This window comes from Stakelama flava (assembly GCF_019351405.1).
Taxonomy (GTDB): Bacteria; Pseudomonadota; Alphaproteobacteria; order Sphingomonadales; family Sphingomonadaceae; genus Sphingomonas; species Sphingomonas flava_A.
Genome location: NZ_JAHWZX010000008.1, coordinates 1 through 22,747 on the forward strand (window position 1 = coordinate 1; position 22,747 = coordinate 22,747).

At 62.2% G+C, this 22,747-nt stretch carries 13 protein-coding genes and 1 pseudogene; 1 reads left to right on the plus strand and 13 read right to left on the minus strand.

What is annotated here, in order from left to right; genetic code table 11:
* The 13 genes and pseudogenes from KY084_RS09620 to KY084_RS09680 form a co-directional block, all read right to left on the minus strand.
* Nucleotides 1-174 (minus strand): annotated as a pseudogene (locus tag KY084_RS09620) (IS701 family transposase); the annotation flags it as partial.
* An 80-nt stretch (nt 175-254) separates the two neighbouring features.
* Nucleotides 255-1,256 (minus strand): LacI family DNA-binding transcriptional regulator, encoded by a 1,002-nt coding sequence (locus KY084_RS09625; protein WP_219238254.1) that lies wholly within the window; start codon nt 1,254-1,256, stop codon nt 255-257.
* 9 nt (nt 1,257-1,265) lie between these two features.
* Nucleotides 1,266-2,588: a sugar MFS transporter gene (locus KY084_RS09630; protein ID WP_219238255.1), complete on the minus strand. Its 1,323-nt coding sequence runs from the start codon at nt 2,586-2,588 to the stop codon at nt 1,266-1,268.
* Nucleotides 2,589-2,719: 131 nt separating this feature from the next.
* The gene (locus tag KY084_RS09635; protein ID WP_219238256.1) at nt 2,720-5,233 is read right to left on the minus strand and encodes a glycoside hydrolase family 31 protein; all 2,514 of its coding nucleotides are present in this window, start codon (nt 5,231-5,233) and stop codon (nt 2,720-2,722) included.
* 67 nt (nt 5,234-5,300) lie between these two features.
* Nucleotides 5,301-7,118 (minus strand): alpha-amylase family glycosyl hydrolase, encoded by a 1,818-nt coding sequence (locus tag KY084_RS09640; RefSeq protein WP_219238257.1) that lies wholly within the window; start codon nt 7,116-7,118, stop codon nt 5,301-5,303.
* Nucleotides 7,115-8,626: a tryptophan halogenase family protein gene (locus KY084_RS09645; RefSeq protein WP_219238258.1), complete on the minus strand. Its 1,512-nt coding sequence runs from the start codon at nt 8,624-8,626 to the stop codon at nt 7,115-7,117. Before KY084_RS09645 ends, KY084_RS09640 begins: the two co-directional genes overlap by 4 nt.
* A gap of 68 nt (nt 8,627-8,694) precedes the next feature.
* On the minus strand, nt 8,695-11,481 hold the full coding sequence (locus KY084_RS09650) for a TonB-dependent receptor (protein ID WP_219238259.1): 2,787 nt from the start codon (nt 11,479-11,481) through the stop codon (nt 8,695-8,697).
* A 164-nt stretch (nt 11,482-11,645) separates the two neighbouring features.
* Nucleotides 11,646-12,728 (minus strand): YeiH family protein, encoded by a 1,083-nt coding sequence (locus KY084_RS09655; RefSeq protein ID WP_343227992.1) that lies wholly within the window; start codon nt 12,726-12,728, stop codon nt 11,646-11,648.
* A gap of 89 nt (nt 12,729-12,817) precedes the next feature.
* A complete protein-coding gene (locus tag KY084_RS09660) occupies nt 12,818-13,705 on the minus strand; it encodes a LysR family transcriptional regulator (RefSeq protein ID WP_219238260.1) in 888 nt (295 codons plus the stop codon).
* A 61-nt stretch (nt 13,706-13,766) separates the two neighbouring features.
* Entirely contained in the window at nt 13,767-14,732 is a 966-nt protein-coding gene (locus KY084_RS09665) for a glutathione S-transferase family protein (RefSeq protein WP_219238261.1), read from the minus strand.
* 77 nt (nt 14,733-14,809) lie between these two features.
* Nucleotides 14,810-15,571, minus strand: a complete 762-nt coding sequence (locus KY084_RS09670; RefSeq protein ID WP_219238262.1) for a MauE/DoxX family redox-associated membrane protein — start codon at nt 15,569-15,571, stop codon at nt 14,810-14,812.
* Nucleotides 15,568-15,840 (minus strand): metal-sensitive transcriptional regulator, encoded by a 273-nt coding sequence (locus KY084_RS09675; protein ID WP_219238263.1) that lies wholly within the window; start codon nt 15,838-15,840, stop codon nt 15,568-15,570. Before KY084_RS09675 ends, KY084_RS09670 begins: the two co-directional genes overlap by 4 nt.
* Before the next feature lie 92 nt (nt 15,841-15,932).
* A complete protein-coding gene (locus KY084_RS09680) occupies nt 15,933-17,795 on the minus strand; it encodes a methyl-accepting chemotaxis protein (RefSeq protein ID WP_246587036.1) in 1,863 nt (620 codons plus the stop codon).
* A 292-nt stretch (nt 17,796-18,087) separates the two neighbouring features.
* Here KY084_RS09680 and KY084_RS09685 point away from each other — a divergent pair, with 292 nt between their 5' ends.
* Nucleotides 18,088-22,692 carry a PAS domain S-box protein gene (locus tag KY084_RS09685; RefSeq protein WP_219238264.1) on the plus strand — a complete coding sequence of 1,535 codons (4,605 nt, stop codon included), beginning with the start codon at nt 18,088-18,090 and terminating at the stop codon, nt 22,690-22,692.
* The last annotated feature ends 55 nt before the right edge of the window (nt 22,693-22,747 follow it).

The following is a 22,747-nucleotide window of genomic DNA, read 5'->3' on the forward strand; positions in this document are numbered from 1 at the left end:
CGTCTTGCGCCGCTCATCACCCAACAGGCCATCAAGGAACAGATTGGCCGATGCCGCTACCCGAGCCTGTGTGAACAGGCTGCCCATCCGCGCCTTCACATCGCGCAAAGACGTTGCCCATAGCTCCAGTGTCGTCTCGATTGATGCGCCCGTCATCCACGGCCCCCTCACCATGGAAACCTATTGATTCAGAGTTCCAATCAATATGCAACTGTAATGTTAGGCAATGGCGGACGCCGATGAAACACGCCGGATCACGCGCTGGTTCGCCGGATCAGGCGGAGCGGAATTTTCACCGACCCCGCATCCCGCCCCTCCATCCGCGCGAACAACCGGTCGAGCAGCGTTTCCGCCGCCACTTTCAGGTCCTGCCGGATCGTGGTGAGCGGCGGAAAGCTGTAAGCGGCGAGCGAAACGTCGTCATAACCGACCACCGCGACATCATCGGGCACCCGGCGACCCAGTTCCTGCATCGCACGCAAGATTCCCATCGCGATCATGTCCGATGCCGCAACGATGCCGTCGACCGGTTCGAGAGATTTAAGCGTTTCGCGAAGCATCGGCGAATTGTGATCCAGCGCCAGCGGCACCGCGATTGTCGGCCCCGCATCCACGCCATGTTCGCGATGCGCCTCCAGATACCCGGCATAGCGCGCCGACAGTTCGGGAATGTCGTGCATCCCGGCAAAGGCGATACGGCGGCGACCCTGCGCAAGCAGATGATCGGTGGCCAGCCTGCCGCCAAGCACATTATCGGTGCCGACGCAGCAATAGCTGCTATCCGGACCCGCCTCCCCCCACACCACAAGCGGCTGATAGTGCTTGCCGATACCTTCGAGCACCGGTTCCTGATTGGACTGGCAAAGCACGATCACGCCATCGACGCTTCCCCCGCGCGACAGGCTGGTGAGCCAGTTTTCATCGGTGGGGGTGACGGCGGAAAGCAGCATATTGTGTTCGCGCTGCGCCAGCCCGTCCATCAGGTTGCCGATCAACGCGGTGTAGAAAGGGTCCGATACGCGCTGGGCGCTTTCATGGCCGAGCGGAATGACGCAGGCGATCGAACGGGTCCGCCCCATGCGCAAATTGCGCGCGGTCTGATTGATGTGAAATCCGTGTTTTTCGGCAAGCCCCCGGATACGCGCGCGCGTCTGCTCGCTGATCCGGGGGCTGTCGGCAAGCGCACGTGAAACCGTGGCGGGAGTGACGCCGGCCAGCGCCGCGATATCCGCCAAGGTTTCGACCGGTTTCGACATCGCCCTGTCCTATGCGCGCGACGCGGCTAGCCCGCCAAGCTCGGGTGCCGGACGACGGGCATAAAGGCCGAAGCTGGTAATCACCAGATAACAAAGCGCAGGCAGCAGCAATGCGAACTGCAGGCCGTTCACATCGGCGAGCAGGCCGGTAAGCGGCGGCACGATAGCCCCGCCGACGATCGCGACGCAGATGATGCCCGATCCTTCGGCGGCGCGCGCGCCGAGCCCTTCGCTTGCCAGGCTGAAAATCGTCGGAAACATGATCGAATTCATCAGTCCGACCGCGAGCAGCGTATAGCCCGCGACGATACCGCTGCTGTTCGCCGAAATGAGCACCAGCGCGATCGCCCCCATGCCGAACGTCGCCAGCACCTTGCCCGGCGAAAAGGCACGAAGGATTGCGGCGCCAAGGAAACGTCCCAACAGCGCACCGCCCCAGTAAAGCGGCACATGCTGCCCCGCCGCCTGCTCACCCAGGCCCAGAACGTCGCTTTGCATCAGATAGTTGACGATGAGCGAGCCGATCGTCACCTCCGCCCCGACATACAGGAATATGCACAGCGCGCCGAACGCGAAGCGCGGGCGGCGCAGAAGCTGGAACGCGGCACCCATCGGTACGCGCGCCTGCCGTTCCTGCAAGCGATTGCGGCGCGTCCACACCACCGCCGCTACGATCAGCAGCGCGATGGCAAGGCCGATATAGGTGTGCACGACGACCTGCGATTCCTGCGCGCGATAGGCGGCAAGCCCGGCGGGCGACAGCGTCGAGCGATCGACATCGGCAAGCGAACCCAGAATCACGATCGAACCGACAAAGGGAAAGATCGTCGTGCCGAGCGAATTGAACGCCTGCGCAAAGGTCAGCCGGCTGTGCGCGGTCCGCGGGTTGCCGAGCAGCGATATCAGCGGATTGGCCACCACCTGAACGATGGTTATCCCCGCCGCCAGCACGAACAATGCCAGCAGGAACACCCCGAAGATGCCCATTTTCGATGCCGGAATGAAGAGCAGACAGCCCGCCGTCATCGTCAGCAGCCCCACCACCGCGCCGCGCATATATCCGACGCGCTGAACGATGCGCGCACCGGGCAGCGAGATGAAGAAATAGGCAGCGAAAAAGGCGGACTGCACCAGCATCGCCTGCGCATAGCCGAGCGTGAACAAATCCTTCAGCTTCGGAATGATCACATCGTTCAGGCTGGTGATGCCGCCAAAGATGAAGAACAGCGCGAAAACGAATATCTGAAGGTCGGGGGCGTTCACCCCCTGTGCCGGAGCATCGTCGCCGGGAACGGCTTCGGTCGAACTCACATTGCCGGTATCAATCTGCATCGCTTCGTTTCTTTCGTTCGGCCCCGACAGGCAGGGCACGGAGGTTTTCGCGCGAAGAAAGCGCAGGCGCCACCGAACCGCGTTGGTCACGACGCGGCTTGGCGGCAGGGATTCGAAATACCGTGTAGCGATCAGCGCGCGGCGATACGAATCTCTCCTCGCGCCTGCGCAGCGGGAATGGAAAAGGTCAGGGTGTGTGCATCGGCATCGGCATTCGCCTGCACCGTGCGCCCGGCGCGGGTCACGCCGCTGCCGCCATCCCAGCCGTGCACGGTCACCGCGATCGTTTTCCACCACGGCGAATAGCTGCCCTGCGGATCGTCGAACGCAATGGTCAGCCCGCCATCGGCAGCGCGCGTACAGCGTACCATCTGGCGGAAATACTGCCCCTTGCGGTAATCCACCGTCACACCGTCATCGGCATATAACGTGCCATGACAGTCATCGCCGGGATACACGTCGAGCGACAGCGGCCCGTCGGGCACCTCGGCCGTGCTCTGGACCACCGGCTGGCGCGGCAGGATCGTGCCCGCCCGTACGAACACCGGCAGATAGTCGAGCCTGGGCGTTTCCTCGACCCGCGAAACACCCTGCTGATCGCCCTGAACATCGCCGGCGGCCAGCTTCGCACGGCTTTCCGGCCCCGCCACCCCGGCGGCAGGCTTTCCGGTCCAGTAATCGTACCAGCCGCCCGCGGGCAGGCACACGTCATAGCTTCGCGGCGATTCCGGATTGGGCGGCGGCGCGATCAACAGATCGGCTCCCATGGTGAACACCATCGACTGGTCGCATGGCGAATTGATCGCTGCCGGATAGTCGTAGAAGACCGGCCGCATGATGGGATCGCCGGTGCGCGCATTCTGTTCGGCCAGCCCATACAGATAGGGCATCAGCCTGTAGCGTTCGTCGACGAACCGCTTGCGGATCGCAAGATGCTTTTCCCCGTCGACCCAGGGTTCGGCACGCGGCGTTCCCTTGGCCGAATGGTCGCGGAACACCGGCATGAACGCGCCGATTTCGAACCAGCGGGTTAGCAGATCGGCACTCGGCCCACCGGCAAAACCGCCCGCATCCGCCGCACTGTATGAAAAGCCTGACAGCCCCAGATTGATGAGCTGGTGTACGGCCAGCTTGAGATGGTCCCAGGTCGAACTGTTGTCGCCCGTCCATGTCACCGAATAGCGCTGCCCGCCGGCATAGCTCGCCCGCGTCATTACGAAAGGACGCATGTCGGGCCGCAGCTTTTTCAGCCCCTCGAACGTAGCGCGCGTATTTTCCATGCCGTAGACATTGTGAATCTCCGCATGGCTGGCGTCGCGGGTCGCGAAATCGTCGCTTTCGATCCGATGGATATTGTCGAGCGGCATGGTCTTGGTGGGCGTATCGAAAATCGCAGGTTCGTTCATGTCGTTCCAGAAACCGGCGATGCCGTCGTTCAGGAACTCCTTGTATAGCCCGCCCCACCACGCACGCGCCTGTTTCGTGGTGAAATCGGGGAACACGGAATCGCCCGGCCATACTGGCGCGACATAGGTCGATCCGTCGGCGTTGCGCACCCAGCGGTCGTTGGTTTGATAGGGCCTGTAACTGCCGTCATCGACCTTCGCGATGTGAAGATCGGTGATCGCGACCAGCTTTATCCCGTCATCGTCCATGTCGCTCGCCAGACCTTTCAGGTCGGGGAAAGTCTGTTTGTTGACGGTGAAGGGGCGGTTACGATCCTGAAAATCGATATCGAGCCAGATGACGTCGGTGGGAATTTGCTCCTTGCGCAGCCGCTCGGCGATGCCGCGCACCTCGTCGGCGCTCATATAGCTGTAGCGCGACTGCTGATAGCCCAGCCCCCATTTGGGCGTCAGCGGCGCCTTGCCCGTAAGGTCGGTGTAGCGGCGAACGACTTCGGCCGTGCTCGGCCCGTTGATGATGTAATAATCAATCGGCCCGTCAGGCCCGCCGAACGCCAGCGTATCGGCATCGCGATGCCCGAAATCGAACCATGTGCGCCAGGTGTTGTCGAGGAAGATGCCGTAGCTTCCGCCCGCCCCGCCGACGCCGATGAAGAAGGGGATCGATTTGTAGATCGGATCGGCGCTGCTCGAAAAACCGAACGCATCGGTATTCCAGTCGACATAGCTGTAACCGCGCCGGTCGAGCTGCCCCGTCTTGTCGCCCATCCCGAAATAATGTTCCGATTGCGGCATCGCCTTGCGCAGGGTGAAGCTGCTGCCGTCCAGCGTGACCGGATCTGCCTTGTCGGCGGTGATGACCTTGCCCTGAAGGTCGGTGACGGTCAGCGCGCCGGTGGCGGGATCGATATGCACGCGCATGGTCTTCGTCGCGAACCCGTCGGCGAGCGGCGATACCCGCACCGACTGCGCGCGCGCATCGGCGGGCACCGCCCAGCTCGCATCCTCGGCGAATTTGCCATCGCGCGCGATCCGCACACGCACAATGTCCTGAGTGAGCGCAGTGACTTGCATCATCAATTCGCCGCGCGCGAATGTCACCCCGTTGGCAAGCGGGCGGAACGCTCCGTCCGCCTGCGCGCTCGCCTGAACCGGCGCGGCCTGAACACATGCGGGCGCAACGACCAGGGCCACCGCCGCGATGCCCGACAGAAATGAAAATTTGCCGCTGATGGTCATGATACCCTCTCTTTGCGCATGAATTATATCGGTTAGCCGTCGATCGGCGTACTTCGCAATTCGCATGTCACTTCGCCGCGCACACCGCATAGCCGAAGGCGGGAAGTTTGGCGCGCACGCTTCCCGGCGCGGCGGATGTCGGCGCACAGTCGCCCGCCAGACCCTGCCAGCGCTGCGAGGCGGTTTCGACATGGACAAGCCGGTCGACGGGTTGGCGCGCGGTGTTGAACAGCAGCAGCACCTCCTTCCCGCTCTCCGGATCGAATCGTGAAATGGCAAGCAGCCCCGGCTTGTCGCCGCGTTCGCGCAACACCTGCCTCCCGCGCCTCAGCGCCGGTGTGGCGGTGCGCAGATGCGCCAGCATCGCGATTTCACGATAAAGCGGGTGCGTCCTGTCGAAATTATCGGTGGCGGTGGTAGCATCGGTGCCGAGCAGATCGTTGTCGTTATAGCTTGCGACCTTGCTTGCGAACATATCTTCGCGCGCGCCCTGATCACCGCCGTCGCCGACAAAGCCTTGTTCATCGCCCGAATAGATGGTCGGTACGCCGCGAAGCGTCAGCAGCATCGCGTTGGCGAGCTTGACGCGCGCCATGACTTCCGCCGAATCCGCATCGGGAAAGTTCTTTTCGATGAACATGGGCAACCGCCCGAAATCGTGATTGCCGGTAAAGGTCGGTAGCGTGACCGCGGTATCGAAACCGTGATCGTACAGCGCATCGCCGTCGAAAAGCTTTTCCCACACGTCAGTGGCACCATCGCTGGCGACCGTGTCAACGATCGCCTGACGAAAGGCGAAATCGAGTACCGCGGGAAGGCCGTAACGGGTGTAGATCGCGATCCCGCCCGGATCGCTCGATAAAAGCGCCACTTCGCCGAACATCGTGAAATTGGGAATACCCTTCGCTCGCGCCCTTTCCTGCATGGCGGGAACGAAGCGTTTCCAGAAGCCCTTGTCGACATGCCGGGCGGTATCGATGCGAAACCCATCGACGCCGTACGTATCGATCCAGCCGCCGAAAATGTCGATCATGCCATCAACCACGCGCGGATTTTCGGTCATCACATCGTCCAGACCCGAAAAATCGCCCATCGTGCTGCTTTCGTCGGCAAATTTGGAATCGCCGCGATTATGATAATAGATTGGATCGTTGAGCCAGGCGGGCACCTTGACCGATTTCTCCGACGCCGCCACGAACGGGGTATAGGCGAAGTCCGGATCGGTCAGCTTCGCAAAGTTTTCGCGCGTCGCAACGCCATCGCCCGCAAAACCGGGATTGATCGGCGTGCCGTCCACCCCGCCTTTCGTACCATAGGGATAGTCGGCGATGCTGCGATAATCGCATGGCCCTGTTCGGCATTCGCGATACTGGATGACATCGGCGGTGTGGTTCACCACGATATCCATATATACTTTCATGCCCCGCGCGTGCGCCGCATCGACCAGCGTCTTGAAATCTGCGTTGCTGCCGAAATGCGGGTCGATCCGGGTGAAGTCGGTGATCCAGTATCCGTGGTAGCCGGCCGATCGATGGCCTTCGCCGCCTTGCACAGCCTTGTTCTTGAATACCGGCGCCACCCAGATCGCGGTGATCCCCATATCCTGCAGATAGCCGAGCCGCCCGATCAGCCCTTTCAGGTCGCCCCCATGATAATAGCCGGTATCGGTCGGATCATAGCCTGTCACATCCCGTTCGCCGCGCAATCCCCCGCGATCGTTCGCGGTATCGCCGTTATCGAACCGATCGGGCAGCACGAAATAAATCACCTCGTCCTGTGGCAGACGGTCACGAAACCCGGTCGCTTCACCATCCCCGCTTTGCGCCTGCGCAGGAGCGGCGAGCGCGCAGCCGAGCGCGAAAAGACTGAGGAACGCGGTTTTCATGACATCTCTCCGGACGGTGTGGCGGGTGCATGGCGGCGCAGATAGTCGGCATGGCCAGGCATGCGCTCGACAAGGCTGGCGACGTGCCGCCGCGCCGCCCCGAGAAACTGATCGAGGTCGGCAATCGGCAGCGCCTGCGCGATCGGATGACAGCCATCGGGCATGATCCCCTGCCCCAGCAGCACCTGAAGCCAGCCGACTTCGGTGAACAATTCATCGCCTTCGCGGAACAGGCGACCATTGGCGCGGAACAGCGCAATGCGCTGCGCGAGTGCATCGGGCAACGCACGTCGGCGATATTCGGCCCAGAAGGGTTCGGGCCGCGCATTGGCGTGATAATGCAGGATCAGGAAGTCGCGAACCGATTCCCATTCGCGTTGCGTCTGGCGATTATATTCCGCGATTTCCGCTGGATTCGGCGTGTCGGCGGGAAACAGCTGGAGCAGCCGAGCGATACCAGACTGGATAAGGTGAATGCTCGTAGATTCGAGCGGTTCGAGGAAACCCGCTGAAAGGCCCAGCGCGACGCAATTGCTGCGCCATGTTGCACACCGCATGCCGGTGGTGAACCGCAGCGGTTTCGGGTCGCCCAGCGCATCGTCATCAAGATTGGCGAGCAGCGTGTCGGCCGCCACGCCATCGTCCTGATAGGCGCTGCACCATACCAGACCGTTGCCGGTCCGGTGCTGCAACGGAATGCGCCATTGCCACCCCGCCTCGCGCGCAGTCGCTCTGGTATAGGGGGTTAGCGGCGTCACGGAAGCGCATTGCACCGCCAGCGCACGGTCGCAGGGAAGCCATTCGCGCCAGTCGTCATAGCCGACCCCAAGCGCCCCCCCAATCAAAAGCGCGCGAAAGCCGGTGCAATCGAGAAAGAAATCGCCTGCGATGTTTCGGCCATCCTCCAGCCGCAGCGATGCGATTGCACCGCTTCCGTCGAGCATGACATCGCCTATCCGTCCTTCGACCCGCCGCACCCCGCGCTTTTCGGCATAATCGCGCAAAAAAGCGGCATAGCGGATCGCGTCAAACTGATAGGCCCAGGCTAGACCGCTGGGGAGGTCGGGCCGACCGGGTTCGGGGGCAAACCGATCCGCAGCAGCAGCCTGCGCCGCAACGCTATAGTCCCACAGGCTGGTGTTCCCGCCGGCTTGCGCGTGGCGCAGCCAGTAGTGGTGAAACGGAACGAGCCCAAGCGCGCGGCCGATCGTGCCGAACGCATGGATGTAGCGGCTGCCCTTCCCCGACCAATCGACAAATTCGATGCCCAGCTTGATCGTGCCGTTCGTGGCGCGCAGCAGATCGCCCTCATCAATTCCCAGATTGCGGTTGAACAGCCGGATTTGCGGAATCGTCGCTTCACCGACGCCGACCGCGCCAATGGCATCCGATTCGACAAGCGTGATCGCCACGCCGCGCGGCAAAAACCGGGCAAAGGCGGCGGCCGCCATCCAGCCGGCGGTGCCGCCCCCGGCGATCACGATATTGGTGTGCGCGCTGTCCGCCATGACCGGATCCCCCCGCGATCGCAGGGCGGGGCAATATTCATGGCATACCCCCGCCCCGTCGTGGCAGATCAGAAGCGGACGCTGGCCCCCGCCAGAAAGCGGCGACCATAGCTTTGATAGTCGATCACTTCCATGTCGTTGGTGCCGTTGATCGTCACGAACGGCTCGTCGGTAAGATTCTGCCCCTGCAGGAACAGCGACACATTCTGGAACGGGCCGGTCTTGAAATCATACCCGATCTGCGCATCGACGATCGTTTCGTCGCGCGCCCGGCGACGGACCCGCTGCGCACCGAAGCCCGACAGTTCGCCGACAAAGCTCGAGCGATAACGCACGCTGCCGCGAACGTTGAGTCCCCATTTTTCAAAGAATATCGTGCCGTTGGCCACCCATTTCGAATAGCCGGGAATATCTTCGGGATCACTGTCGGGATCAGGGCGGATCTTGGTCTTGGTATAGGAAAGACCGCCGGTCGCACCAAACCCGTCCAGCGCGCCGACAAGTTCGCCGAACTGCAACGTTCCGGCAAGTTCTGCACCGTAAATCTTTCCGCCATCGCCGTTAATGGGAATCGTGTTGCGGCCGATCCGCGACACCAGATCATCCTCGCTGATGCCGGTGGGCAGCGGGTAGCCCGAAAAGTCGTAGCTCACCTCCTGGTTGTACACGAAGCTCTTCAGGTCCTTGTAAAAGGTCTGAATTGCAAGATAGCCGGTATTGCCGAAATATTTTTCGACCGTGAAATCGGCGGAGTTCGATCGGATCGGACGCAGATAGGGGTTACCACCGCCACCGGTGAGAATCATCTCCTGCGTGTTATAGCCATAGCCGTTGGCGACGCGCATATCGTCGAGCCGCGGGCGCTGCATCTGGCGAGCAACCGCCAGACGGAATACCCAGTCAGTCGGCAGGCGCAGCGACAGGTTCAGGCTGGGCAAAACATCGACATAATCCGTTCCGCGGGTAATCGGATTGAACTCGCTGCCATTATAGATCAGGCCCGAGGACTTCTGCTCGGTAAACACCGCCTGCACGCCAACATTCCCGGTCAGCCGAGCGGCTCCGATCATCTGATCGATATCGCCCTGAAGATAGGTGGTCATCACATCTTCGCGAACGCGATAGCCCGAAGCGATGACATCATTGCTGTTATTCGCCACCAGCGAATAAACCCCGCCGTCAAGCAGGTCGCGCGGATCATAGCTGAGGATCGGCCCCAGACCCAGATAGGTGATGCTGGTGGGGCTGAGCTGATATTGTTCGGGCAGCGTCTCTTCATTGGCGCCGCTGGCCAGCACAAGGAAATATTGCGTCGGTGTGAGCTGCTTGGTCCGCTTGGTATAGTTCATCCCGAAGCGCACTTTCGAGATCGGACTGCCGAAAGTTTCCTTCTCGACCTCGAGGCGATACTGGCTGATCTCGTCGGTGATCTCGCGATCGTTGTAATAACCCGCCTGCTCGGTGTCGCCACCCCAGCCCAGCGAGTCCGTCAGAAAGATCTGGTTCGGGTCCGAATAATCGAGATTATGGGTAAAGACGGTGCCGGTGCTTCCGGTGGTGAAGCCGATATCGTCGGTCGCGCCATTGCCAGCGCCGTAGCCGGTGCCGCTATAGCTTTCGAGGACGATCTCTTCACGGTCAGTGCGCGAATAGCTTAGATCGGCCTGCGCGGTCCAACCGTTGTCGCCTTCCCATTTGGTATTGTAGCCGAATGAATAGAGCTTCGCCTTGCGCTGGAAACTGTCGTTGCGCACCACGCCTTCGACATTGTTGAACGTGCCGGAAGTCACTAGACCGTTTTCCACCGTGTCGGCGGTGAGCAGCGATGTGCCGTTCGCGCCGTAACCTAGTGGTAGTTCAATGCCGCGCTTGATCTGATCGTCGTTGAAATCGGAATAGAACCCATCGACCGTCATGGTGAGTTGCGGCGTCGGCCGCCATTCCACCGTGCCCTGCAGGCCAAGGCGTTTCAGTACCGTCGACGTGACATAGGATTTGGATCCGCCGATTACATCGTTGCCGTCATCGGTCTGGGCATAGCCCCAGCTGTTGAATTCCTGAATCTGATAGGGTTCGTGCAGATATGCAGCGGCGAACGACACACCAAGCGTGTCGTTGAAGAACTGATCGACATAGGTCGCGTTGACGCGATAGCCCTTGTCATCCGATCCGGCATTCAGCTTGCCGATATCGGCATAGGTGCCGCGCGCGCCGATCGACACGACACTCTTGCCGTATTCGAGCGGGCGGATCGTGCGCAGATCGACCGTGCCCGACAGGCCCTGACCGATCAGCGCGGCGTTGGCGGTTTTGTAGACCAGCACCTGATTGACGACTTCGGAGGGGTATTGGTCATATTCGACCGCGCGATTGTCGCCGGTCGAGGTCTGTTCGCGGCCGTTGAGGAGCGTGGTCGAGAAATCGGGCGAAAAACCGCGAATTGAAATCTGGTTCGACCGGCCGCTCACGCGCTGCGAGGTAAGCCCCGGCAGGCGCGCGATCGATTCAGCGATCGAGGCATCGGGCAGCTTGCCAATATCTTCGGCGGTCACTGATTCGACCACCTGATTGCTCAGCCGCTTTTCGGCCACGGCGCTTTCAAGCGACTGGCGGAAGCCGGTCACCACGATATCGTCGCCGGTCGTTGTGGTTGTCGTCGCAACGCCGTCCTTAGCCGTCTGCGTCTCGGTATCGCCCTGATCCGAATCGCTTTGCGCCGGATCGGTCTGTTCGCTCGCAGTCGAACCGGTTGCGGTCTGCGCCCAGACGGGTGCCGCGATGATAAGCGCGAGCGAGCTTGCCCCGACGAGAAATGCTTGTTTTGCGCGGATATCGGAAGCGAAATCACGCTTCATAAACTTCCTCCCCTTTGGCTCCCCCGCCTGTCGCGAGTGGATTAATCTGTTTATGTCGCCGTGAAGCGACGCCCAGCGCTTTACGTGCAATCGATTACGCATACAATCGATTGCACGAATTTTTTTGATTCGTCACGGGACGTCGTTTTGCGCCTCGCGCCGCATCAGGCGAGGCCAAGCACGTGGATGAGGCCGAGGCTGATACCGCCGAGAACGAGTAGCGACAGCACGACCGCGGCGGTGACCCGGCCCCCGGCATGCGCGACCGTCCGGATATCCACGCCGAGGCCGAGCGCTGCCATCGACACCACGGTGAGCAGCGTCGCGATCCGGTTCGCGGGGGCGAGTGCGGCGTTGGGAATCAGGTCCATCGAACGCAAGGCCACGAGGATGAGAAACCCGCTAATGAACCAGGGCACGAAATGATGGATCGGGGGGTGCCCCCACGCCGGACGCTCTCCAGTCGTGACTTGGGGCAACGGCTCGTCCGGTTCCTCGCGCAGCTTCGCAGCGACGAGCGACAGCATGAGGCAGACCGGGCCGAGCATCAGCACCCGGACGAGCTTGACGAGCGTGCCGATCCGCACCGCCGCCGCCCCGGCGGGCGTGGCCGCCGCAATCACCTGTGGCACGGCATAAACGGTCAAACCGGCAAGCGCGCCATAGGGAATCGCACCAAGATGCAGCGCGAAACCGAGCACCGGAAGTCCCAGCACCACCGCCACACCCAGCACGGCGGTGAACCCGATCGAGGCGGCGACATCATCGCCGTCAGCGCCGATCACCGGCGCGACCGCCGCGATGGCAGAATTGCCGCAGATCGAATTCCCGCACGCGACCAGCAACGCCATGCGCGGCGGCAGACGCAGCAGCCGTCCGATGGCGAAACTGGCCATGAGCGCGATCATCACCACCCCGGCGATACCCAGCAAAAGGCCCGGCCCTGCCGCAAATATCGTAGCGCCGCTGACCGTCGCTCCCAGCAGTACCACTGCAAGCTCCAGCAGGAATTTGGCGCTGAACGCGATCCCCGGAAACCAGCGACGATCGGGCGTCCACAGGCTGCGCAAAAGCGTTCCCGTCACGATTGCGAGTACCAGCGCCTCCAGCCACACCCGACCGAACAGCGCCTCTTCGACCCGCTGGAGCGCGAACGCCACGCCGGTCACGGCGATGCACAAGATCAGTCCCGGCAACAGCTTCGTGCCGTTCATCACGCGGCGAGGGGGCAAGATGGCGTCGGTCACGGTATGGTCTCCTTCACGAAGAAGGAGATGAAGCGTGACAACGCCTTAATCCAACGATCAGATCATATGATTCCGATCACCTGAACCAATCAATCGGTAATCGATCCCGTCTCGACATCCTGGATCACGTTCAGCAACGCGTCGGCTGCCTTGCTTCGATAGCGCTCCTTCTGGCGCAGTCCGAAAAACGGCCGTGCGGGCAGGTCGAGCGGCAGGGCGGTAAGCACTTTCGCATCCAGCGCCGACGTCACGACGAGCCGGGAAAGGACGGCGCAACCGACGCCCGCCCGAACCGCCGCCAGCACCGCCTCGTTCGAAGGCAGCGTCAGCACGATGTTGAGCGCCTGCGGATCGACGCCGCGTTCGCGCAGCGCCGCTTCCAGCGTCGAACGCGTGCCCGACCCCGGTTCGCGCATGATCCATGGCGCAGCACGAAGCCACGCATCGGTAATCGCATCGGCGCCGGACCGACTGACCAGTATCATTTGATCGGATGCGACGGGCCAGTGCGCCAGCGCCGGATCGTCGATATTTCCCTCTATAAAGCCAAGCTCCGCCTCGCCGTCATGCACGGCCCGCGCCGCGCCTTCGCTATTGGCAATGGCGACGGACAGTTCGATTGCCGGATAGCGGCGATGAAAGGCGGCAAGCCGTTCGGGCAGCCAGTAGGCGGCGATCGTCTGGCTGGCGACGAGGCGCAGATGGCCCCGCTTCAGCCCGCCAAATTCGCTTAGCGCGATCTCCGCCTCGGCGGCGCGCGCCAGCACCGTGCGCGCCTCGCCTAGAAAGAACCGGCCCGCTTCTGTCAGTTCGATACCGCGACCCACCCGGCTGAACAGCTTCGCGTCATGGCGCGCCTCCAGCATCGCGATCGCGCCGCTCGCCGCGGATTGGGAAACGCCCAATGCCTCCGCCGCACGCGTGACGTGCTCGCGTTCCGCAACGGCTACGAAGATGCGAAGCTGTTCGAGCGTCATTCGGCCAGCGTAGCGGATTTCACCCGATTGTCATTACCGGCGGGTGAGCGCCGTTATCTGCCTATGGCGCGCTGCCGGGGATCAGGGGATCTGGGCCGCGCGGAACGATGCCGTGCGGGTTAATATGGGTATGGCTTTCATAATAATGGTGGCGGATGTGGTGAAAATTCACCGTCTCCGCCACGCCGTCGAGCGCATATAGCCGACGGGTAAAGGCGGCGAGGTTCGGATACTCCGCAATCTGCCGTATGTTGCATTTGAAGTGTACGTAATAAACGGGATCGAACCGGATCAGCGTGGTCCATAGCCGGATATCGGCCTCGCTCAGCCGGTCGCCGACCAGCCAGCCTTTGCCCGCCAGCCGTTCTTCCAGTTCGTCGAGCATTGCGAACAAGGGCGCCACCGCCGCGTCATAGGCGCGCTGCGTCGTCGCGAAACCCGCCTTGTACACGCCGTTGTTGACCGCATCGTACACGCGCTGGTTCAGCGCATCGATCTCACCGCGATGCGGCGCCGGATACAGGTCGAGATCGTTCGCGCCACACCCGTCGAACGCGCTTCCCAACATGCGCACAAGATCAGCGCTTTCATTGTTCACGATCGTCGCGCGTTGCGTATCCCACAGTAGCGGCACGGTTACATGGCCCGAATAATCGGCCTTGGCGGCGGTGTATATCTGGTGAAGATACGCTGCGTTCATCAGCGGGTCGGGCGTGACGCATTCACCGTTTCGAAACGACCAGCCGCCTTCCTTCATCCGCCAATGAACGACGATCAGTTCGATCGTTTGGGTCAGCCCTTTCAGATGACGAGCGACATTGACACGGTGCGCCCAAGGACAGGCGAGCGAGATATACAGGCGGTATCGGCCCGGTTGCGCCGCGAAGCCGCCCTCGCCGTGCGGACCGGGCGCGCCGTCGGGCGTCACCCAGTTGCGGAAAACGCTTTCGTCGCGTTCGAACGCGCCGCTTTCGCTGTCGTTATGATCCCATTCGTCATGCCATTCGCCGTTCTTCAGATAGCCCATGCCGCCTCCTGTCGCGATGCCGCCAACAGCGAACCAGTCCTGCGGCGCGTTCCCGGACCCAAGCAAATGTGAAGCGGTCAGGTGAAGAGCATCCACAGCCCCATCGCAACCATCATGACATTTTCGGTCAGCGACACAAAGCCGAGCGGCACATTCGATCCGCCGCCGACACAGGCGCATTTCAATTCGCGCTTCTGAACATAGACGGCGTAGAAAACCGACACCGCACCGACACCGCCGATGAATAGCGCGATCGGCACCGAAATCCAGTCGAGCGCATGTGCGATCATCAACACTCCGGCCAGCGCTTCGCCGAATGGGTAGAGATAGGCATAGGGCACCCAGCGCCTGGCAAGCAGGTCATAGCCCAGAAACATCGTCGCAAAGCCGTCGACATCCTGCAATTTCTGTACGGCAAGCAGGCACATCGAAATCGCGATGAAAAGCTCGACCGCCATCGCCGTGACCAGCGCGCCGCTGACAAGCCAGCTTACGCCCAGCGCCATTGCCGCCGCCATGCCAAAAATCGCAAGGACCGGCCGGTAGCTGGTGGCTTTGGGATCCTTTACCGGCTTGTCGAAAAAGCGGCGAAGATCGTCGTAACCGCCGATACGCTCCCCGCCGACAAAGGTTTGCGGCGTTGTCTTTACGTCGTATTTTTCCTTGAAAGCATCGGTTTGCGCGCGCGTTTCAAGATGATGGTCGTCTATCCGATAGCCCTGACTTTTCAACAGATGGAGCGTTTTCAGGCCGAACGGGCAGACATGCTTGTCCATCACCATCCGATACACGCTCGCGATCCTGTCGCCCGTTTTCGCGGCGGCGCTTTTGTCGTTCATCGCTTCACCTTTTCGAACAGATCGACCAGTTCGCCGAACTTGCGCTGTTGTTCGGCAGGGTCGCCGGAGGCGATGGCATCGGCAACGCAATGCGCGGAATGGTCTTTCAGCACCGCGCTTTCGACCTTGCCCAGCGCGGCCTTAACCGCCTGAACCTGGTGAAGAATGTCAATGCAATACCGGTCTTCCTCCAGCATCTGGGCAAGCCCGCGGACTTGCCCCTCGATCCGTTTCAGCCGGTTGACGGTTGCCTTGCGTACTTCGTTCATTCGCCGCTCCAGATACCCTTGGGGGGTATAAATGGAGCGGTGAATGACGAATTACAAGCGCACGATCATTCCCGGTGCGCGTTCAATGGCGATCAGAACGATGCCCAATCGCCATTGTTCGGCGCCTTGAGCGCGGGAAGCGCGGCGGCGGGAAGCGGCTTGATCGTTTTCATATCGGGAAGCGCCTTATCGTCGCGCGTTGCAGAGCCGGCCGGCGAACGCCCCGCCACGCGGAACGCGCCGGCGCGTGCGGAAAGCGTATCGACTTCCTCATCAAGCCTGCGCGCCGCGGCGGACATTTCCTCGACCATCGCGGCATTGCGCTGGGTCGCCCCGTCCATATCCTCGACCGCCGAGGATACTTCCCCTATCGCCGTCGATTGCGCGTGGTTGTCGCTTGCCAGCGCGTCGAGCAGGCCGGTGACGCCCTGCACATCCTTGGTGATGTTGGCCAGCGCATCGTCGACCTTGCGCACCGCATCGACCGCGACTCCCACTTCGGACTGGGTGACGGTCAGTTGTTCGCGAGCGCGCTTCGCCTCTTCCTCCGCACGCATGGCCAGCGCGGAGACGAGGTCGGCGACGACCGCGAAGCCACGGCCCGCCTCGCCCGCCCGGCCGGCCTCGACCGCGGCGTTCATCGCCAATACGCGCGTCTGGAACGCGATCTTGTCCAGTCCCTCGATCACCGTATCGATACCTTCGGCGCTTTCGGCGACCCGGCCCATCGCCTGAACCGCCTGATCGACGACGCTGCGTCCGCTGCCAACGGTGGTCATCGCCTGACCGGCGCGATCGACGGTCTGCGTCGCCGCCGATGCGCTTTGCCGCAGCCGCTGGTTCATCTGGCTGATCGCCGCCGATGTCTGTTCCAGGCTGGCGGCGTTGTTCTGGGTACGCGCGGCAAGATCATCCGACGCGCTTGCAATCTCGATCGAACCGTTGCGAATTTCGGCGGTGCCCGCCACGACGGCGCTGATCAGTTCGCACAGGCTGTCCAGCGCGGCGTTGAAATTGGTGCGCAGTGCGGCATAGTCGGCGGGAAATTCTGCATCGATCTTTGCGGTCAAATCGCCCTGCGCGACGCTGCCCAGATGCGTGCCGAGCGTTTCCACCACCTCTTTCTGTTCGGCGCTCGCGCGAATCTTTTCCGCCTCCGCCTTTTCCTGCGCCTGCGCATTGTCACGGAATACCAGCACGGTTCGCGCCATCTCCCCCACTTCGTCGCCGCGATCGGTGCCCGCTACCTCTACCCGGTTATTGCCGCCGGCCAGATCGCCCATCACGGCGCGAAGCCGCTGTAACGGGCGCGATATGGTTCGGCGCGCGACCGGAATTGCGATGCCCAGCCCAAGCGCGACCGCGATCAGGCTGTAGATCAGCAGCATGCGCGCATCGCGGGTCACCCGCGCTTCGATGGCGGCGGTACGCGCATCCCCGGATTCGACGCGTTTATAGGTGATATCCGAAACCGCGTCTGTGAATTTCTGAAGTTGCGCATCCGCCTGCACCAGCGTCGCGCGCGCCTGCGCGGTGCGGCCCGCATTGGCAAGCACCAGCACCTGTTGCGCAAGCCGGTGGGCTTCGTCGAAATAGCCGCGCAGTTCGGGCACGCTCCGATCGAAGGCGGGATCGGTCTTCAGCGCGTCCGAAAGATTGTTGCCGCCGCGTTCATGCGCTTTTTCAAGCGCCGGTCGCAGCGCCCTGCTCTGCGCCGATCCCGGCTCGAACGCCAGCGATTGCGCGCCGATATATACCAGCTCGATCGCGCGCCGGTTGGCGCGCGCGATATCGGTCGTTCCCGGCAGCGTGTGATCCACCAATTGCCGGTAATCCTGACTGATTCCCGAAGCGGTGCGGTTCCCGATCAATGCGATGCCAACCAGCAGCAGGCCGAGAAAAAGCAGCAGCGCCGCCACCTTGGTCGCAATCTTCATGTTCTGGATATGATTCATTGGTGGGCAACCTCGATATATTGCAGGAATATAGCTTGGCGCCTTTATAGAGGGCTTGCGCCCTTATCGGCGCATAAGCCCACGAAATCTCCGTTCCCCGGCCAGCGTATTGCATGGCGACACCGCGCGATCGCCGTTTACCCTATAATAGCCAAACTGACGCATGATGCCCCGGCGGCGGCAAGGGTGCGGCATGGCGGAGACCAACATCCGCTGTCGCGCGACCCTGGTCCCGCAAGCATGCAATCGCGTCTAAAAATGGAAAACAGGATAGCTCGCAGTAGTCGGATAGATGGCCGTGAAAAAGTTGCTCGACCATAACGCCTTGCGCGGATTTACGAATCTCACCAGCACGACCCCGGGCGGAATCGCCCTGGTGGCGATGCTCTATGCCGTTTCGGGATGGCTGGGATTACAGCTTGCGACCCCGCCTGGCTATGCCACGCTGATCTGGCCCGCATCGGGAATCGCGGTGGCGTCCCTGTTGCTGTGCGGCGCGCGGTTGTGGCCGGGCATTTTCATCGGCTCCTTCGCCGTCAACGCCCTGAACGCAGGGGCCGCCGCCAATGGCATCGACCTGATCGCCTGCCTGAATGCAGCGGTGATCGCCGCCGGTTCCACGGTTCAGTCGCTGGCCGCGCTGTGGCTGGTGCGGCGCCGCTTCGGCGCCTGGCCCGACCTGACCGGCATTCGTTCGCTGATCGATTTCGTCATCCGCAGCGGCCCGCTGCCCTGCCTTATCGCCGCCAGTGTCGGCGTCGCGACCCTTTCATTGACCGGGGTCCTGCCAGCCAGTGCGGCCACGACCAACTGGCTTACCTGGTGGGCGGGCGATGTCTTCGGCATCCTGATCGTCCTGCCGCTTGCGATGCTGGCTCCGTGGCGTAAGCCGCCGGTTCTGTGGTTCGGTCAGCCGGCGGCGCGGTTGAACACGATGATGGTGGTCAGTCTGGTCCTGCTGCTGGGGCTGACCTTCTATTCATGGCATTTCGCCCGCGAACGCATCTACGAACGTAATGCAGCGAATTTCGAGACGCTGGCGAACGACAGCGAACAGGCGCTGTATAACCGGATAACCGCCTATGCGCGCGCACTCGATGCAGGGGCCGCGCTGTTCGAATCGACCGACGACGTCAAACTGCGCGAATGGCGTTCGTTCGTCAAAGTGCTCGACATGGAACGCTCGCTGCCGGGGATCAACGGCATCGGCTTCATCCGTCCGGTGAAGCCGGGTCAGGTAGCCGCGTACAAGGCGCAGGCACGCGCGCTGGGCGTAGGGGAGTTCAACATCCGCCCCACGCCTGGAAAAAGAACGGCATTCGTCATCACTTTTATCGAACCGCTTGCCGACAATCGCGCTGCACTGGGACTGGATATCGGCTTCGAGGCCAACCGCCGCGCCGCCGCGATCAGCGCGCGCGATACCGGGCAGGCGACAATCACAAAACGGATCGACCTGATCCAGGATGAAACGAAAAGCGCCGGCTTCCTGCTGCTTCGCCCGATCTATACGGCGGGCGCGCCGATAAGAACCATCGCCGAGCGGCGGCGCGCATTCAAGGGGTGGATCTACGCGCCGTTCATCGCGCCGCGCTTCATGGCGAATATGACGCCGCAACAGGGCAAGCGCTTCGACATCGAAGTCTATGACGGCATGCAAGCCAAAAAGGGCGAGCTGATCTTCGCAAGCGCGTCCAAGGTGCGCCCCGATGCCGAACATGCGATGACCCGCACCCTTCGCGTCATGGGGCATGTCTGGACCGTGAAATGGCGCAGCACCGTCGATTTCGAACGCAGCACGACGACCTATGAACCGACGATCGTGCTGCTTGCCGGACTGGCGATCACCATGTTGTTCGGAACGCTGCTGGTCTTTCTCACGCGTCAGGAAGCGGCGGTTCGCGCTCAGGTGGAGGCGAAGACACGCGCATTATATGCGCGCGAGCAACAGCATCGATCGATCGTGGAAACCAGCGATTCGGGCATCGTGCTGCTGGATGCCGATCATCGCATCCTGTCGGCCAACGGCGCGGCAGGCCGCATGTTCGGACGCGAGGAAAGCGCGCTGCCCGGCACCGTGCTCGAAACGCTGCTTGGCATCGCGCCGATCGTGGCGGGCGAAAAGACGATCGCGGCGATCGCGGACGGCACCGGTCAGCGCTTCATTGACGTTCAGGCGCAAAAATGGACCGAGGAGGATGGCGACACCCGATTCACCGCCATCCTGACCGATGTCAGCGACATCAAGCTGGCCGAAGCCGCCGCGCGCAAGAGCGAAAACCGGTTCCGTCGTCTGGCCGATATGGCGCCGGTGGGGATCATCGAAAGCGACACCCAGGGCAATGTGATTTTCGTCAACACCGACTGGTGGGAACGCGCAGGCATTTCGCCCAACGAAATGCTGGGCCGCGGATGGGAAAAACTGCTCGCGCCCAACGATGTCGAATTGCTGCGCAACCAGCGCCGTCCCGACGCCCGCCCGGAACATGCCTCGCACACGCTCACCCTGAACGGGCGCGACGGCAAGCAGATCGTCGCCTATACTGTGTTCGCGCCCGAATTCGACGAAACCGGGGAATTTTCAGGCTATGTCGGCGTGGCTCTCGACATGACGGCGCAGCGCAAGGCGAGCGAAGCGCTGAAGGAAAACGAATATCGTTTCCGCCTGCTCGCCGAAAACACCAACGACATGATCGTCCGTATCGGACTCGACCATGCCTGGCTCTACGTCTCCCCTGCGGTCGAGCGCATTCTCGGCTTTCGCGGCGAAGAACTGGTGGGCCGGGTTCAGGACTCCGCGATCCACACCGACGACCGGGCGCGGGTCGACGCGGTGTACCGCAAATTGCTGGCCGGAAAGCCGGGCGCCATCTGCCGCTTCCGTCAGCGGCGCAAGGACGGGAGCTTTTGCTGGATCGAGGCGAATTACCGTCTGGTGCGCGATGCGGAAAGCGGCGAGCCGGTCGAGTTCATCGCCAGCGGCCGCGACATCAGCGCGCGGCGCGAAGAGGAACTGGAAGCGGCCGCCAACCTCGCCCGGCTGGAAGAAAGCAACCGCCTTCTCGAAATGGCGGAAGCGACCGCGAATATCGGGCATTGGAGGATCGACCTGCTCGCCGATACGCTGCACTGGTCCAGCGAGGTTTTTCGCATCCACGGCCTGCCGTTCGATTACGAGCCCTCGCTGGACCTGGCGCTCGACTTCTATCACGAAGACGACCGCGAGCGGGTCAACGCCATTGTCGGACGCGCCATAGAAGAGGGCGAGGACTTCCATTTCCGCGCGCGTCTCGTGCGGCCCGACGGCGACGTCCGCCATGTCCTGTCGGTAGGCCAGGTCGAACTGGCGCCGAGCGGCAAGACCATTGGCATCTTCGGTGTGTTCGAGGATGTGACCGAACAGACATTGACCGAGCAGGAACTGGTTACCGCGCGCGATCAGGCGCAGGCGGCGGTTCAGGCGAAGAGCGCGTTCCTGGCCAATATGAGCCATGAAATCCGCACCCCGATGAACGGCGTGATCGGCTTTACCGACCTCTTGCTGCAAAGCGACCTCAGCGAACAGCAGCACAAGCATGCGCAGATGATTTCCGAATCGGGAAGAGCGATGCTTCGCCTGCTCAACGACATTCTGGACCTGTCCAAGATCGAAGCGGGCCAGATGGTGCTTGCCGAGGATTCGGCCGACCTGGCGCATATCCTTCGCGGCTCGCTGAAGCTTGTTGAGCCACTGGCGCGCAAAAAGGGACTGGCGCTCAACCTTCGTGTCGATCCGGCGCTTCCCGAACGGGTCGTCATCGATGCGCTTCGTATGCGTCAGATATTGCTGAACCTGCTGGGCAATGCGGTGAAGTTCACCGAACAGGGATCGGTATCGCTCGTCGCTCAGCCGAAGGGCGACCTTTTGGAAATCGCGGTTCGCGATACCGGCATCGGCATTCCCGAAGCCAAGCAGAAGATGATTTTCGAACAGTTCGTGCAGGCGGACAGTAGCGTCGCGGGCAAATATGGCGGCACCGGGCTTGGCCTGGCGATCGTCCGTCAGTTGTCGCATCTCATGGGCGGCGATGTGCGGGTGTCGGGCGAAGAAGGGCTGGGCACGACCTTCGTCGTATGCCTGCCGCTGAAGCCCGCCGAGCCGCAGGAACCGAAAGCGGCAGCGCTGATCGCCGAAGCCGGCACGATCGAAAGCCGGATCGGCACCCGCGTGCTGGTCGCCGAGGATCATGACGTCAACCAGATGCTGATGCAGGCGATCGGGGAACGGATGGGCCTGCGCATGGACATCGCGGCGGACGGGGTGGAAGCCGTTTGCATGGCCGAACAGGCCAATGGATCGGGCGACCCCTATCGCATCGTGCTGATGGACATCCAGATGCCCGAAATGGATGGCATGGCGGCCACGCGCGAATTACGCTCCCGCGGCATATCGGCCGCCCGGCTGCCGATCATCGCGCTTACCGCAAACGCCTATGCCGAGGATGTCGAGGCATGTCTGGACGCGGGGATGCAGGCGCATCTGGCGAAACCGGTGTCGATGGAATCGCTGAAACAGGTTATCGACAAATGGTCGGTGGTCCCGGCGGTCAGTGGTGCGGTTTCGCCGAAACCACCGAAAAAGCCCGACCTGCAGACTCGCTATCTGGCGCGGCGCGAGGCGCTGACAAAGGATCTGGCCGACCTGGCGGACAAACCGGAAATCGACGAAAGCCAGGCTACGGCGATCGCCGAACAGCTTCACAAGCTTGCCGGAACCGCCGGATTTTTCGGCGAGGGCGAATTGGGCGAAGCCGCGCGAGAGATGGAAAAGGAACTGCTCGATTGCGCCGGCACCGATGATCGCCGAACGGTCATCGCGCGCGCACTGGCGATGTTGACGCGGGAGGTGAACGCGTAGGGCGAATATCGACGGCGCTCGCTGGCCGCCTCGGCGGGCGAGCACCGCAGCCAGT

Excerpts from the sequence above, each read along its gene's own strand:
- KY084_RS09660 (WP_219238260.1), bottom strand. The coding sequence starts at position 13,705 with ATGACGCTCGAACAGCTTCGCATCTTCGTAGCCGTTGCGGAACGCGAG.
- KY084_RS09680 (WP_246587036.1), bottom strand. The coding sequence starts at position 17,795 with ATGAATCATATCCAGAACATGAAGATTGCGACCAAGGTGGCGGCGCTG.
- KY084_RS09640 (WP_219238257.1), bottom strand. The coding sequence starts at position 7,118 with ATGAAAACCGCGTTCCTCAGTCTTTTCGCGCTCGGCTGCGCGCTCGCC.
- KY084_RS09625 (WP_219238254.1), bottom strand. The coding sequence starts at position 1,256 with ATGTCGAAACCGGTCGAAACCTTGGCGGATATCGCGGCGCTGGCCGGC.
- KY084_RS09685 (WP_219238264.1), top strand. The coding sequence starts at position 18,088 with ATGGCCGTGAAAAAGTTGCTCGACCATAACGCCTTGCGCGGATTTACG.
- KY084_RS09635 (WP_219238256.1), bottom strand. The coding sequence starts at position 5,233 with ATGACCATCAGCGGCAAATTTTCATTTCTGTCGGGCATCGCGGCGGTG.
- KY084_RS09675 (WP_219238263.1), bottom strand. The coding sequence starts at position 15,840 with ATGAACGAAGTACGCAAGGCAACCGTCAACCGGCTGAAACGGATCGAG.
- KY084_RS09670 (WP_219238262.1), bottom strand. The coding sequence starts at position 15,571 with ATGAACGACAAAAGCGCCGCCGCGAAAACGGGCGACAGGATCGCGAGC.
- KY084_RS09630 (WP_219238255.1), bottom strand. The coding sequence starts at position 2,588 with ATGCAGATTGATACCGGCAATGTGAGTTCGACCGAAGCCGTTCCCGGC.
- KY084_RS09645 (WP_219238258.1), bottom strand. The coding sequence starts at position 8,626 with ATGGCGGACAGCGCGCACACCAATATCGTGATCGCCGGGGGCGGCACC.
- KY084_RS09650 (WP_219238259.1), bottom strand. The coding sequence starts at position 11,481 with ATGAAGCGTGATTTCGCTTCCGATATCCGCGCAAAACAAGCATTTCTC.
- KY084_RS09665 (WP_219238261.1), bottom strand. The coding sequence starts at position 14,732 with ATGGGCTATCTGAAGAACGGCGAATGGCATGACGAATGGGATCATAAC.